The sequence below is a fragment of the Pseudoalteromonas sp. McH1-7 genome (assembly GCF_013366255.1).
GTDB classification, from domain to species: domain Bacteria; phylum Pseudomonadota; class Gammaproteobacteria; order Enterobacterales; family Alteromonadaceae; genus Pseudoalteromonas; species Pseudoalteromonas peptidolytica.
On the sequence record NZ_JABWPQ010000038.1, the window covers coordinates 12,421 to 27,545 of the forward strand.

Consider the following 15,125-nt stretch of genomic DNA (forward strand, 5'->3'; position numbering starts at 1 on the left):
ATGATTGACCAAAACCTGATCCGCCAGTTGGTAACGATGGCACTAGATGAAGATCTCAACTACCAAACTCCAAATGATGGCGATATTACCGCAGCCCTAATCCCTCAGTCGCAACACGCTCATGCTTATGTGATCACCAGAGAAGACTGTGTGTTTGTAGGTAAAGCAATCATTGAAGAAGTCTTCAAGCAAGTCGACCCAAGTGTCGCTGTTGAAGTGCTAGTCAACGACGGTGACTTCGTTGTTGCTAACACTCGCTTATTCACAGCCACAGGTTCCGCTCGAGCTATTTTAACAGCTGAGCGCACCGCGCTGAATTTTGTCCAAACTTTGTCGGGTACTGCAACCACCACTGCAAACTATGTTGCGGTGTTAGCTGGCACGCAAACCAAGCTATTAGATACACGTAAAACCATTCCAGGATTAAGAACATTGCAAAAATATGCAGTTAAGTGCGGTGGTGGTGAAAATCATCGCATTGGTCTATTTGATGCGTATCTTATCAAAGAAAACCATATCGCAGCGTGCGGCAGCATCGCCACCGCTGTTGCAACTGCGCGTAACAACCACTCGGACAAGCCGGTAGAAGTTGAAGTGGAAAATCTAAACGAACTACAACAAGCCTTAGATGCTGGCAGCGATATTATTATGTTGGATAATTTCAGCGTGGATGAAATTATCCAAGCGGTAGAGGTTACTCAAGGCAAAGCAAAACTGGAAGTGTCTGGTAACATGACAATAGAGACGCTCACAACCTACGCACAAGCCGGTGTTGATTTTATCTCCAGTGGCGCATTGACCAAACACGTGCAAAGTATTGATCTGTCAATGCGATTTGAATAATCATTGTTATCTTTATGGGCGTTTTTAACGCCCTAAATCGTCTGTTTATCTGTAATCCTGCGTAATAGAGAAACTTGTCTATTTCATTGACAAACTTACTGAAAACCCGTTAAATACGACAAAAGAATTAGAGTGTAACAAGTTCTTAAAGTTCAGTAACGGTTAGTTCCATCTCTTTTTTGAACCTATATTAGGAAAGTTTGCGCTACCGCAAAAAAATCAATAATTTATTATTAAAATTTGATTGCTGCGCTCAACGTTTACTATTAAAGTATTTGTTAATTGTGAACGCGAGAACTAATTAAGTGCTACACTCATAAAAGATTAGGGACGGCTCACAGGCATACCAGATAAATCTCAAGAAGATATATTGAGTTAGGTGAAATCAATAGCAAATGCTAAACACCACCTTCTGGTATGTAAGATAAAGCACCAGCCAGTTTGTTGATAGAATAGATTGGTGATTATTGCAAAGGTTTTAATAAACGCTTAACGTAAACATCGTAACGTTAAGTCACTTAAAATTTAGGAGACACATCATGACTCAAAAACAACAGGGTGGTTTTACCCTAATCGAACTAATGATTGTAGTTGCAATCGTAGGTATTCTTGCAGCAGTGGCACTGCCTGCTTATCAAGATTACACTGTTAAAGCTCGCTTTACTGAAGTAGTTACCGCTGGTGCATCAGTAAGAACTACTATGACTGAGTGTTTGCAGACAAACAATAATGTCATTACAGCATGTGACTCTTTTGGTGAGTTAGGTATTGCAGCACCAACAGCTACAACTAACTTAGCAAGCGTAGCAATTACAGAGACTACAGGTGTGATTACAGCAACAGGTAATGCTGTAGCAGGTGGTTTTACATATATTTTAACTCCACCAACAATTGATCCAGCAGATCCTGCACCTTCAACGTACGTATTCACAAAAAGTGGATCTTGTACAACAGCAAGCATCACAAACCTTTGCTAATTAAGTATTGGGGAGGGTTATTCTCCCCATTCACCTTTCAATCAAACACTCTAATCCATGAATAAGAAATCTATCGAATCTAGCAATACTTTAGACACCTTTATTTGGGTCGGAGTAAATAATAGAGGTAAGCGCTTAGAAGGTGAGATAACAGGTTCAAGCATTGCCCTAGTCAAAGCCCAGTTACGAAAGCAAGGCATTACTCCTTCCAAGGTAAAACGCAAGCCCAAACCTCTATTTGGTTTGTCTGGTACACAAAAAATCACCTCGCAAGACATTGCGACTATCACCAGACAAATTGCCACGATGCTAACAGCTGGCGTTTCCCTAGTACAAACATTGGAAATGTTGGCACGAGGTACAAAAAACAAGTCTCTATCTAAACTTATGGGACATGTCGCTGATGAAGTCAAAGCCGGTCAACCCCTTGCAAAAGCGCTCCGCGCATATCCAAGATATTTTGACGAACTTTATTGTGATTTAGTCCACTCTGGTGAGCAATCAGGTGCGTTAGACAGAATTTTTGACCGGGTAGCACTCTATAAAGAAAAAACCGAAGCGCTAAAATCAAAGATAAAAAAAGCACTTTTCTACCCTATTGCGGTTATCGTCGTGGCGCTGATTGTTACCTCCATTTTGCTCATTTTTGTTGTTCCTCAATTCCAAGATATATTCAATGGGTTTGGTGCGGAGCTACCAGCTTTCACGCTAATGGTGATAGGCTTTTCTGAGTTTTTGCAAGAATACTGGTGGGTATTTTTAATTGGTGTTGGCTTATTTGGTTATACCTATAAAGAAATGCTCATTCGCAGTAGTGCAGTTAAACATTTTAATGATCGCATGATCTTAAAACTGCCTATTGTAGGCGATATTTTAAAAAAAGCGGCCGTTGCCCGTTATTCACGCACCCTTTCAACCACCTTCGCCGCTGGTGTACCGCTTGGTGATGCACTAGACTCGGCTGCTGGCGCGTCAGGAAATATCATTTATAAAAATGCCATTCGAGAAATTAAGGCCGAGGTCAATGCCGGTAACCAAATGCACTGGGCGATGCACAACACCAAAGTATTCCCTGATATGGTAGTGCAAATGGTGTCAATTGGTGAAGAGTCTGGATCGTTAGACAGTATGCTTGCTAAAGTCGCTAATATCTACGAGCAGGAAGTGGACGATGCCGTCGACGGCCTTTCAAGTCTTTTAGAGCCACTTATTATGGTCGTATTAGGCGTTCTTATTGGTGGCCTCATTATCGCAATGTACTTACCTATTTTCCAGCTGGGCTCTGTGGTTTAGACCGTTTGGCAGTGTTGCGTTATTCTCAACTTGATGTGGTACACTGCCGCACATCTAGACATCAAGTACAGTCTAGTAAATAGGTACCGAGCGCGACTCGGAAGTTTCACTTAAATAAAAATAAGCGCACGACTTATGCACGACATTATTCACTTGATGCAAACACAATTATGGTATTGGTTACTGACAGTAGCTGTTGTTAGTCTTTGTATCGGTAGCTTTTTAAATGTGGTTATACTCCGTTTACCCAAAATGATGCAAAACAACTGGCAATCAGAATGTCGAGTTTTACTTGCTGATGAGCTTAAAACGCCACCAAGCACAGATACCGAAACATTTAATTTAGTCAAGCCAAACTCTCATTGTCCAAGCTGCAAAGCACCTGTCAAAGCATGGCAAAATATACCTCTGCTAAGCTGGATACTATTAAAAGGCAAGTGCCACCATTGCAGTGCGTCTATCTCTGTGCGCTATCCGCTTGTTGAATTAATAACCGCAATACTAGCAACTTGGGTTGCTTGGCACTTTGGTGCAAGCCTTGAAGCTGTCCTTTATATCGTTATTACATGGGTGTTGGTCGCGCTCACGGTTATTGACATCGATGAAATGTTATTACCAGATCAACTTACTTTGCCAACATTATGGTTGGTGCTTATTGCCAGCAGTTTAGGTGTGGGAGTGTCTCCTGGCACGGCAATTATTGGCGCAGCCGTTGGCTACTTGAGCTTGTGGAGTGTGTACTGGCTATTTAAATTGCTGACCGGAAAGGAAGGCATGGGCTATGGCGATTTTAAATTGCTCGCTATTTTTGGTGCCTTGATGGGATGGGAAGCCATCTTAACCATCGTTTTATTGTCTAGCCTAGTTGGTGCCATTATTGGCAGTATACAATTAAGTGTTCAGGGTCGTGACAAAGCCACGCCGATTCCATTTGGCCCTTATTTGGCCATCGCTGGCTGGATCACCTTGATGTATGGCGAGCAGCTTCAGCATTGGTACGTTAACTTAATCATGTGATGAAAAACAATGCTAAAAACAAATAACTGGATTTTAGGGGTAACAGGTGGCATTGGTGCGGGCAAAACTGCGATCACCCAACATTTACAACAAAAAAAGATTACTGTCGTTGATGCTGACATCGTTGCCCGTGAAGTCGTGGCTATAGGCTCTCAAGGACTACAGGCCATTGTTAATAAGTTTGGTAACAATATTCTCCTTGCAGATGGGGGGTTAGACAGAGCCAAATTACGAGCGATTATTTTTGCAGATGATCATAAAAAACAGTGGCTCGATGCGCTATTACACCCGCTGATACGTAACACACTGCTCACGCAGCTAAACGAAGCACAAAGCGACTATGTTATCTTGTCCGCACCGTTGTTATTTGAAAATGGCCTAGAACGTTATTGCGATACCACTTTACTCGTTGATGCGTCAGTTGAAACACAAATACAAAGAACGACAAAACGCGATAATGTAGACCCTACTCAGGTAGAGCGTATTATTGCAGCGCAGATGCCACGGCAAGAAAAGCAGAAAAAAGCAGACTACATATTAAACAACGACCGTCCGCTCGAAGAAAGTTTGCAAGCGTTAGACACACTACACCAGACATTTTTAACTGAAGCAAAAATACAGCAGAAGCGGCACACATAAGGAACTGCGTCTTGGGTAAGTAGTCAAAATGACATAATTTAATCTACACTCAGCGTAATAATAAATATTGAACAAGCATTGAATGTGAAGGCAAAGAGGTACTATGGAACATCATTCCCCACTACTGCGTAAGTTTATTACTCTCGGGCGAGTCACTGCCGAGCAAATAAAATCTCGCCAGTCAGAAGCTAACACCACTGCTGAATTGATATGCCTCAGCTCAGGAATGAGTTCAAAAGAACTCGCTGAAGAATGTTTGGAGTTGTTTAAAGTTCCTTACTTTAATCTAGATCATTTTAATGTCAGTGAAGTTCCACAAGCACTAGTCAAAGAAAAATTGATCCGCAAACACCATATTTTGCCGCTGGTACAAAAAGGTCGAAAACTGTATGTTGCAGCATCAGATCCCACTGATTTTGGTGCATTTGAAAACTTTGAATTTAGCACTGGGCTACAATGTGAAGTGTTAGTTGCAGACTATAAAAAGCTCGAGACTAAAATCGATCAATTGTTTGATGCCACCGGCGGACTGTCGATTTCAGAGGCTGAATTTAAAGAGTTTGCTGATCTTGACGTTGAAGAGGAGCCAAAACCCCAAAATACCAGTGAAGACAAAGATGATGCGCCAATCATTGTTTACATCAATAAGATATTGATGGATGCGATAAAAAAAGGAGCATCGGATCTACATTTTGAGCCATACGAAAAGAAATACCGAGTGCGCTTTCGTATTGATGGATTGCTACATGAGATGGCGAGCCCCCCTAATACATTGGCAACACGCCTAGCTGCGCGTATCAAGGTCATGGCTCACTTAGACATTGCAGAGAAGCGAAAGCCTCAAGACGGTCGTATTAAACTCAAAATATCTGAGCGTAAAAGTATCGACTTTCGTGTTAGTACACTCCCGACCATGTGGGGTGAAAAAATCGTAATGCGTATTTTAGATTCTTCAAGCGCTATGTTGGGGATTGACGTACTAGGTTACGAACCTGAACAAAAAAAGCTGTATCTGGATGCGCTTGAGCAACCACAGGGGATGATTTTGGTTACTGGCCCAACGGGCTCAGGTAAGACAGTATCATTATACACCGGTTTGAATATTCTTAACCAACCAGAGCGAAATATCAGTACCGCGGAAGATCCTGTGGAGATAAACCTTGAAGGTATAAACCAAGTTCAGATCAATCCTAAAGCAGATATGACGTTTGCCAATGCCCTTAGAGCGTTTCTGCGCCAAGATCCTGATATTGTGATGGTTGGTGAGATCCGTGACCTTGAAACCGCAGAGATCTCCATCAAAGCAGCACAAACGGGTCATTTGGTGTTAAGTACACTGCATACAAACTCAGCTCCAGAGACCCTTACCCGCCTTTTGAACATGGGTGTGCCAGCTTATAACGTAGCCAGCTCAGTCAGCCTGATCATTGCTCAGCGTCTTGCAAGACGCCTTTGTCCTAAATGTAAGACGCCAGAAACCTTGCCTGACGAAGCACTACTGGGACAAGGCTTTAGCGCTGATCAAATTAAGGAGATCACTCTTTTTGCACCAAAAGGCTGTGACAGCTGCACCGACGGCTATAAAGGTCGAGTGGGTATTTATGAAGTCGTAAAGATCACCCCTGAGATTTCCCATTTAATCATGGAAGGTGGAAATTCACTGGAAATTGCTGAACAAGCGGAAAAATCAGGGTTTGATAACTTGCGCAAATCTGGCTTAAAAAAAGCAGCAGCTGGCGTGACATCACTGACGGAAATCAACCGAGTGACAAGCTACTAAACGCATACGGGAGCAGCTTTACGTCGTGTTCCTGTAACAAAATCGCGATGTAAAATCGCTCCTACCAACCAGCTAATCACTTAGGTGGGAGCCGCTTTACACGGCGATTTTGTATAAGTGCTCGCGATGTAAAATCGCTCCTACCAATCAGCTAATCACTTGGGTGGGAGCCGCTTTACACGGCGATTTTGTATAAGTGCTCGCGATATAAAATCGTTCCTACCACAAATAAACGAACCTCTCGTGTGGAAGCCGTTTTACACGGCGATGGTGTAAAAGTCTCGAGATGTAAAATCGCTACTACCACAAATCAGCGAACCACTTGGGGTGGGAGCCGTTTTACACGGCGATTTTGTAAAAGTCTCGAGATGTAAAATCGCACCTACCACAAATAAGCATCTACCAATCAGCTATACAAGTTTTGTGGTACTTTCAATACATTAATGTGCACCGTGACTTCCTCGCGATCGTGATATAAATGCTTTGCTTGAATTTCGTAGTCAACATTGTATTTTTGCAGCTCTTCATGAATTAAAGTGAGACATTCATACACACTGTCAAAACGCTTTTTCATTGGTAGCTTTAAGTTAAATATAAGCTCACGAGCAAACGCATTAACTACCCAATCTACCATCAAGTCTGCGACTCGGGTGGGCTTCTCAACCATATCGCAAACCAACCAATCAATATTGCGCTTTTCTGGGCGATACTTAAACCCATCTTCACGGAAGTGTTTCACTTGTCCTGTTTCCATCAAGTCTTCATTCATGGGTCCATTATCAATCGCAGCAACAAACATACCACGGCGCACAAGCTGGTACGTCCAACCACCCGGACACGCCCCCAAGTCAACTGCTCGCATGCCTGATCTCACACGCGTTTCTTGCTGAGCTTTTGGCACAAATACATGAAATGCCTCATCTAACTTAAGAGTAGAGCGGCTTGGCGCATCCGAAGGCATTCTAAGGCGCGGGATCCCCATAAAAAAAGGTGAGTTGTTATCACTGAATGAATAACCCACATACGCTGTGTTATTCGCTAAAAACAGCACATGCAACACAGGTTTGGCAGACTTTACCTCACGAGTCAGTTTGTTTTGCTTTTCAAGCGCTTTTGATAAAGGCGTCGAAAACTTTTTACAGAATTTAGAAAGCTCTTTCCCCTCATTGGTATCCGGTGTTTCTACACGCAGCTCACCACACAAGGGGAAGTCCTGCACCGCCTCTTTTATCACACTGACTCTATCTTCAATCGGCATATCTGTTTGCAAAGTACCAACAAACCACTGTCTAGCAAATACCAGCTTTTTAAAGTCTATTTTCTTTGCTAATGTCTCAGCATCATTAGGCGAAAAACACTCAAACGTTACGTACGCAGTATTAGGTTTGGCTTTTACATAACCTGCAATACCATGCTTTGCAGCATAATGATTAATTTCAGCAGCGGCGTCATTTTCAAAACCACCACGACAATAGATAACGATACTCGACATCAGATTCTCAGTAAGACTTAATTAAAAGGAAGATTTAGCAGCTTGAATAATCAATAAGATCCAAGCTATCAAAAAACAGCTGCCGCCAATAGGCGTAATAGGGCCCAGCCACTTCATATTAGTTAACGCCAGTAAGTATAGACTGCCACTAAACAGCAATACGCCAGCGATAAAAAAGCCACCTACGAGCTGCACTTTTAGCCCCCATTTGATTAAAAATGCAGTCGCGATAATGGCAAGGCCATGGGTCATTTGGTACTGTGCAGCAGTATTAAAAATGCCAATCGCATACTCGCTTAGACGGCCTTTTAGACCATGTGCAGCAAAAGCCCCAAGCGCCACAGACAGCAAGCAAAATACACTACCCACGATGAGATAAAGTTTAGCCATGACAATGTTCCTTGATAAAGCTAGCAGCAATTGCTGCTGCATTGGCACGACTTTCAGCTTCACTAACACCGCTTACTTTACGCGGCTTTAATGAGTGATCGCCATCTTTTAGCCACTTTACCGTTATTTGCTCTGGGAAGCACATCGCATCCACTTCAGTGCGGTTGCCAAAGGTATCCCGCTCACCTTGTAAAATTTGCATTGGGCAGTTTAGCTCAGGAAAGTGATCTACTCTCAGTTTTTCAGGTTTTCCCGGCGGATGGAACGGATAACCAAATGCCAAAACACCTTGAAGATTTACTGATGTCTCGCAGGCCAACATCGAAGCCATGCGCCCCCCCATCGATTTACCACCAATAAATAGCGGTAAATCAGGCTCGACCGCCGCTAAGACTTGCTCAAAGTAAGCGAGTAATTTTGGAGCGCGTTCAGGCGGACGTTTTTTCCCTTCGCGTTTTGCTTGCTGCATATATTCAAAGTCAAACAAGCCCACTTGAACCCCCGCCGCAGCAAGTAACTTAGCCATTTTTTGCATAAAGTCACTGTCACTGCCAGCGCCAGCACCGTGGGCAAAAATAAATTGTGCAACTGGGTTTTCTGCATAGTGCCATTCAATATTTACTGTGCTCATAAACTATTTAACTCTTGTTCGTGTTCTACCATACCGAGCATCCATTCTTTGAATGAGACAATTTTACCCAGTTCCGATTGCGACTCTCTAAATACTAAGTAGTAGGCGTTCTTACTTTCAAGGTGATGACTAAATGGAATAACCAGTCGACCCGCATCAATATCCGGCCTTGCCAGTACGCTATTGCCCAGCGCCACACCTTGGCCGTGAATTGCGGCCTGTAATACCATAGAGGAGTGACTGAAAATAGGCCCTGTATTGACCGCAACGTTTCTGACTCCCGCGGTTTTCATCCATGCCTTCCAAGCTCGCCGAGTAGTGTCATGCAATAAAGTATGTTGCGCGAGGTCGCTTGGCTGATTTAACGGCTTTGGACCCGTTAATAAAAATGGGCTACATAATGGCACGAAATATTCAGTATGTAATTTATGGGTTTGCACACCATTCCAGTTACCACGGCCATAGTAAATCGCTACATCTACATCGTCGGTTAATGAATTGTCATCATGGTCCTGAGCTTTTATCCGTACATCGATTTCTGGGTGCAATTCATTAAAATTACTGAGCCTTGGCACCAACCATTGAATCGCAAAGCTCGGCGTCAGGCTCACCGTCAGCGAGCCTTTTGCACCTCGCGCCAGCAATTTTTCAGTGGCATCAATTAACTGTGAAAAAATATCTTTTATATCGAGGTAATAGCCCTGCCCTTCCTCGGTTAACAGTAGCGAGCGGTTTTTGCGTAAAAACAACTTTAGCCCAAGATGTTCTTCTAAGATTTTAATTTGATGACTAACCGCTGCCTGCGTGACATACAGCTCCTCTGCTGCTTTGGTAAAGCTCAGATGCCGTGCCGCCGCTTCAAAGGCCTTTAATGCGTTTAATGGTGGAACTCGTCGTGACATTTATTCATGCCTATAAAAAAACCCGCAATACGCGGGCAATTAATATACCCAAGCAATCAAGTCACACAAAATTGCTTGGCTATAGATTATAAATCAGCAGCACTGGTGTCCAGTGGCGCAAAACTTTTAACAAGCTCATCTACTGCCTTCATTTGCTGTAAATAGCCTTCAAGCTTAGCAAGCGGCAGCGCACAAGGGCCGTCACACTTTGCTTCATTTGGATTTGGGTGCGCCTCAATAAAAAGTCCAGCTAATCCCAGCGCCATACCACTTCGAGCAAGTTCTGCTGCTTGAGCACGACGGCCATCAGCAGAATCGCTACGGCCACCAGGGCGTTGTAGCGCATGTGTCGCATCAAAAATCACTGGTGCCATACGCTTCATGTCATCCATTCCCAGCATATCAACAATGAGGTTATTGTAGCCAAAGCTACTTCCACGCTCGCACAAGATCACCTTGTCGTTACCAGCTTCATTAATTTTTTTAATAATGTGACGCATTTCGTGTGGCGCTAAAAACTGAGGCTTCTTCACATTTATCACCGCGCCAGTTTCTGCCATCGCGACAACCAAGTCAGTTTGACGGGCTAAGAAGGCAGGTAATTGAATAACATCCGCAACTTCTGCTACCGGTTTTGCTTGAAATGGCTCATGTACATCAGTGATCACTGGTACATTAAAAGTCTTTTTGACTTCTTCAAAAATCTTTAAGCCTTCTTCCATGCCAGGGCCACGGTAAGAATTGATTGACGAGCGATTGGCTTTATCAAATGACGCTTTAAATACGTATGGGATCCCAAGCTTACTCGTCACTTCAACATAATGCTCTGCGATTTGCATTGCCAAGTCACGTGACTCAAGCACATTCATGCCACCGAACAGTACAAATGGCTTATCGTTAGCAACCTCACGTCCCGCGACGTTAATAATATCTGTATTCATTTTTTATCCTTTAGCTACCAATCACACGAAGCAATTGTCCGCATAACCAAGCCATATATGTACCAAGCGCATAGCCAAGTACCGCTAGTAACACCCCAACCGGCGCAAGCGCGGGATGAAATGCCGAAGCAACTACCGGGGCTGATGCTGCACCACCAATGTTTGCTTTACTGCCAACAGCAATATAAAACACTGGAGCTTTAATAATTTTAGCTACAATAAATAATAGCCCGACGTGCACCGCCATCCAAATAACACCAATAACAACATATTTAGGTGCTTCCACAATCTTGGTAATATCCATGTGTAAGCCTATCGTTGCAACGAGTATGTACAAAAAGCTTGAGCCAATTTTTGACGCGCCAACCGCTTCGTACTGGCGAGCTTTGGTGAACGATAACGCCAACCCAATCGTTGTCACTAATACAATGATCCAAAAAAGCTTGCTATGAAGTGAAAATTTCTTTAGTTCTGGATAGTTAGCGCTGAAAAATGGCACAAGTAGATCAGCAGCAAAGTGCGCCAACCCCGTAGCGCCAAAGGCAAACCCAACAAGGATCATAAAGTCTTTTAACTCTGGACGTCTTGCGTGCTCAGCCTCAAACGCCTGGACTTTGTCAATTAGTCGGTTGATTGAGGAGGTATCTGCACCCGTTTTAGCGTCAATTTCTTTATTTCGCGCCGCCATATAGAGCAAGCACGCCATCCACAGATTTGCGACAACAATATCAACCGTTACCATGATGGTGAAGATTTCTCCGCCTGCACCATAAATCTCTTTCATAGCCACCATATTGGCACCACCACCAATCCAGCTTCCTGCAAGCGCGGCCATACCGCGCCATACGGCTTCTGGACCAGTTACACCGAGTAGTTCTGGCATAAAAGTAGCTGTAAGTAAAAGCGCAATTGGACCACCAATCACCACACCCACCGTTCCCGTCAAGAACATGATAATTGCCTTTTTGCCTAACCCAGCGATAGACTTAAGATCAATGCTTAAAGTGAGCAATACTAGACAAGCAGGGAGCAAATAATACTTTGCAACGGTATATACATCATTGTTATTACCATCAACGATACCAAATGTGTTGAGCAATGACGGTAAAAAATAACACATTAATAGCGCGGGAATATACTTGTAAAACTTCGCCCAAAAGCCACTCTTTTGGCTAGAGGTGTAAAAAACGAAGCCTAGGATTACGGCCAACAGTCCCATAATGACCGCATTATTTGTAACAAGCGCAGTACTTTGCTCCATAACTCCTCGCTGTTATTATTTTTATGACACTATTTTTAATGCAGAATATTGTTATGATCGGCCAACTCTTTTATTTGGTGTTGGATCACTTCAATAGTCGGATCGTCAGGACATTCATCAATAAAAAATTGCAAATCATCCTTTGCCATTTTTGGGCAATTTAATTGATTCAACAAATAACCTCTATCACGGCGTTCATAAGGATCATCGCCTAATATATCCATTAGTTGTTCAACACAACTCAACGCATGACCAAACTTTTCTACTGCAATAAAGGCCCATTTTTGCTGAGATAGGTATAGCTTTACGGATTCTTCGTTGAAAATCAGCTCCATTGGTTCTTGATCTTGCTCTTGGTCTTTTTTACTTTCATTCTCCGGCATAATATACCAAGTTTGATGACCAGAGCTTGGTTCAACGACATATCCTTCTTCTTCACTCAGTGCAACATGAACAATAATTTCACCTTGACTTAAGGCCAAGCTCGCATTGAGTTTTGCGCGCTCAAGTAAGTGAACTAAAATAAGTCCTAGTGCAGTATTGGTGCCGCTGCGCATTGAAAGTGCATAACATACGCTGTTGAGTTTGTACTCAGGAACGTCTTGACTACTGCCACTAAATAACCACTGAGTATAAAAAGCATCTAAAACGCCATCTAAACACTTATGCTGGTTTTTTTGTTTTTGGCGGATCTCATCCACGGCAAATTCAAGTTCAGCTAACTGACATAACGTTTCATTGGTGTCAGCTTGTGCATCCCAACTTTGCTCAGCCTTGATACAACGGATCAAGGGTGGGTAGGAAAATGCATCTGAATTGTCATCGAGAGATAAGTCATTCTCATCTAACCAGATATCATTCTTCATAGAATTCAGTTTCTCTTGAATGCTTTTATTAAGAGCGACTAGTTTACCACTTTTTGTCATATTGCCAAAAGGCGTAAAAAAGTAATCCTAGTCGCGAACTAATTAAACCGAATCTCGGTTAATTACAGAGGTGCTATAGAAGCGCTATGATGTCGGTTAAAAAAGCAAGCTTTGCTTGCTAACAGCCAACTGTGCGATTGCCAGCAATACAAGCGTTGCTGTACCAAGGGCTATTATTTTTATTTTCTTAGCTCCTGCTTTTGCAATCACAAAACCAAGTGCTATGTAACCAAACACTAATATAATTTTTTGTAACAACCAAGGCTGCTGCCCTGGGCTCAACCCTGCAGTCACAGCTAGAACAACAGCAGTGATCAGCAATAAAGTATCAACACTGTGACTGGTAATGAACACACCTTTATTTGCTGCTAACTTGCCAGAACCCAAGCGTGAAAATGCACGGGTGTAAAACAGCACAATACTCAATACCACAAACAATAAATGCGTGTGTTTTAACGCCATATAATCCATAAAAATCTCTAGTCAGGGAATCGTTGTAAGATTGATTCTAACTCATTTATACAGCGATTGAATACATCTACAAGTGTAGGATCAAAGTGTTTACCTCTTTGTGCGGTAATCTCGCGCAGTGCGTCTTCTTTGCTCCATGCTTCTTTATAACAGCGCTTGTGGCGTAGTGCGTCATATACATCTGCCAGCGCTACAATCCTGCCGTAAAGGTGGATCTCATCACCTTTTTTCCCTTTAGGGTAGCCACTACCATCCCATTTTTCATGGTGATCTCTAGCTATCAACGCGCCAGCACTGACAATTTCTCGGCGTGAGTCTTTGAGTAATTCAAACCCTTTTTCTGTGTGGGTCTGCATTACTTTCCATTCTTCATCTGTAAGCTTACTCGGTTTGTTTAAAATGGCATCGGGGATCCCCACCTTGCCGACATCGTGTAGAGGTGATGCCATTTTGACAAGCTCTGCCTCTTTGTCGGACAAACCTATCTCCTTAGCTAAGGCATGACACAGATAAGCCACCCTTTTCACATGATTTCCTGTGTTTGTAGAGTGTAACTCCAACGCTTCGCTCAAGCGGATCACTAATTCTTGCTGGGTATCTTCTATTTCAGCTTGAAGCTGCACGTTTTCGTATGCTAACTGCATATTCTGCGCAAAAATATCAATCAGGTGTCTTTGCGTTTCAGTTAAAAACTCAGGGATCCCAGACACAAACAGCATCGAAGCGTGGTTATAATCGCTAGAACAATACGCAAATAGATAATTATCTTTATAAACAATATCTTTTTCTTGAAGCGCTTTTAGGCAAGCATCCATTTGGTCACTGCTTAGCACTTCAGCGATAGGTTTACCCTCGCTGCTTTCAAACTCACCGCGCCCTGCAAACACCACTAACTGGTCATTGCTTTGTCCAGCTTCTTTACCTGCTGCAAGGGAAGTTGCATACATTGCCTGATCAACAGTGCCAAGGAGCGACGTCAACTGCTGAAGCACTCCTTCTATAAAGCTCTCGATTGAATGTGTCGCGAAAATATCTCGAGATGCTTTAATAATTTTTTCCAGCCCCTGTCTAGATTGGTCAATAGCCAGAATATCTCGATACGAACGCAAACTCGACATCACGACGGTAAAAAGCTTTTGCGCTGTCAGTTCAGTTTTTGACTTGTAGTCATTAATATCATAGTTGACAATCACTTGGCGCTCTGGCGCTTGGCCAGGCTGCCCCGTTCTTAGAATGATACGGATGTGGTTGTTCTTGGCTACTTCACGAATGTACTTAGCAACTTGTAAGCCGGCATCATCGCTTTCCATCACCACATCAAGCAGTACAACCGCTGCATCAGGGTGACTATCCACAACTTTTTTTGCTTCCTCGCCGGAATAGGCACTAATAAACTCGAGCCGTTTATTCTGAAACTCAAAGTCACTGAGCGCCAACTTAGTCACCGCATGCACCTCAGGTTCATCATCAACAATAATGACCTTCCAAGTACCAACCTTTTCGGGTTCTACTACATCAGCGGGTTCATCTGAAAACAAAAAATCATCCATATTGCGGATCCT

General features: G+C 43.1%; 15 protein-coding genes. 6 read left to right on the forward strand and 9 right to left on the reverse strand.

Translation table 11 applies throughout. The annotated features are described in order from the left end of the window. The 6 genes from nadC to pilB all read left to right on the forward strand — a co-directional run bounded on the left by nadC (position 1) and on the right by pilB (position 6,549). Positions 1–843 (forward strand): carboxylating nicotinate-nucleotide diphosphorylase, encoded by an 843-nt coding sequence (gene nadC / locus HUZ36_RS20570; RefSeq protein ID WP_128732191.1) that lies wholly within the window; start codon positions 1–3, stop codon positions 841–843. Between the two features lie 539 nt (positions 844–1,382). Next, a complete protein-coding gene (locus tag HUZ36_RS20575) occupies positions 1,383–1,820 on the forward strand; it encodes a pilin (protein ID WP_128732190.1) in 438 nt (145 codons plus the stop codon). Positions 1,821–1,877: 57 nt separating this feature from the next. Beyond that, on the forward strand, positions 1,878–3,113 hold the full coding sequence (locus tag HUZ36_RS20580) for a type II secretion system F family protein (protein WP_217704725.1): 1,236 nt from the start codon (positions 1,878–1,880) through the stop codon (positions 3,111–3,113). 135 nt (positions 3,114–3,248) lie between these two features. After that, positions 3,249–4,130: a prepilin peptidase gene (locus tag HUZ36_RS20585; protein ID WP_176033862.1), complete on the forward strand. Its 882-nt coding sequence runs from the start codon at positions 3,249–3,251 to the stop codon at positions 4,128–4,130. 9 nt (positions 4,131–4,139) lie between these two features. Further along, complete coding sequence (coaE, locus tag HUZ36_RS20590) at positions 4,140–4,769, forward strand: dephospho-CoA kinase (protein WP_176033863.1); 630 nt, start codon at positions 4,140–4,142, stop codon at positions 4,767–4,769. Positions 4,770–4,872: 103 nt separating this feature from the next. Next, a complete protein-coding gene (gene pilB, locus HUZ36_RS20595; RefSeq protein WP_128732187.1) occupies positions 4,873–6,549 on the forward strand; it encodes a type IV-A pilus assembly ATPase PilB in 1,677 nt (558 codons plus the stop codon). A gap of 406 nt (positions 6,550–6,955) precedes the next feature. On the opposite strand, the gene rlmM is transcribed toward pilB, so the two are convergent. From rlmM to HUZ36_RS20640, 9 genes are all read right to left on the reverse strand, one after another. After that, a complete protein-coding gene (gene rlmM / locus HUZ36_RS20600; RefSeq protein ID WP_176033864.1) occupies positions 6,956–8,041 on the reverse strand; it encodes a 23S rRNA (cytidine(2498)-2'-O)-methyltransferase RlmM in 1,086 nt (361 codons plus the stop codon). Positions 8,042–8,062: 21 nt separating this feature from the next. Then, on the reverse strand, positions 8,063–8,431 hold the full coding sequence (locus HUZ36_RS20605) for a DUF423 domain-containing protein (protein WP_128731913.1): 369 nt from the start codon (positions 8,429–8,431) through the stop codon (positions 8,063–8,065). After that, positions 8,424–9,062 carry an alpha/beta family hydrolase gene (locus HUZ36_RS20610; protein WP_176033865.1) on the reverse strand — a complete coding sequence of 213 codons (639 nt, stop codon included), beginning with the start codon at positions 9,060–9,062 and terminating at the stop codon, positions 8,424–8,426. Before HUZ36_RS20610 ends, HUZ36_RS20605 begins: the two co-directional genes overlap by 8 nt. After that, positions 9,059–9,964, reverse strand: a complete 906-nt coding sequence (locus HUZ36_RS20615; protein ID WP_010370478.1) for a transcriptional regulator GcvA — start codon at positions 9,962–9,964, stop codon at positions 9,059–9,061. The genes HUZ36_RS20610 and HUZ36_RS20615 overlap by 4 nt, the downstream gene beginning before the upstream one ends. A gap of 86 nt (positions 9,965–10,050) precedes the next feature. Beyond that, complete coding sequence (gene kdsA, locus HUZ36_RS20620; RefSeq protein WP_125250439.1) at positions 10,051–10,905, reverse strand: 3-deoxy-8-phosphooctulonate synthase; 855 nt, start codon at positions 10,903–10,905, stop codon at positions 10,051–10,053. A gap of 10 nt (positions 10,906–10,915) precedes the next feature. Continuing rightward, positions 10,916–12,166, reverse strand: coding sequence for a DUF819 family protein (locus HUZ36_RS20625; protein ID WP_128731916.1), 1,251 nt, complete (start codon positions 12,164–12,166; stop codon positions 10,916–10,918). A gap of 35 nt (positions 12,167–12,201) precedes the next feature. After that, complete coding sequence (locus HUZ36_RS20630; protein WP_170178651.1) at positions 12,202–13,032, reverse strand: tetratricopeptide repeat protein; 831 nt, start codon at positions 13,030–13,032, stop codon at positions 12,202–12,204. Positions 13,033–13,188: 156 nt separating this feature from the next. Further along, on the reverse strand, positions 13,189–13,563 hold the full coding sequence (locus HUZ36_RS20635; protein WP_176033866.1) for a SirB2 family protein: 375 nt from the start codon (positions 13,561–13,563) through the stop codon (positions 13,189–13,191). A gap of 8 nt (positions 13,564–13,571) precedes the next feature. Continuing rightward, positions 13,572–15,113 (reverse strand): response regulator, encoded by a 1,542-nt coding sequence (locus tag HUZ36_RS20640; RefSeq protein WP_125250443.1) that lies wholly within the window; start codon positions 15,111–15,113, stop codon positions 13,572–13,574. Positions 15,114–15,125: the final 12 nt, after the last annotated feature.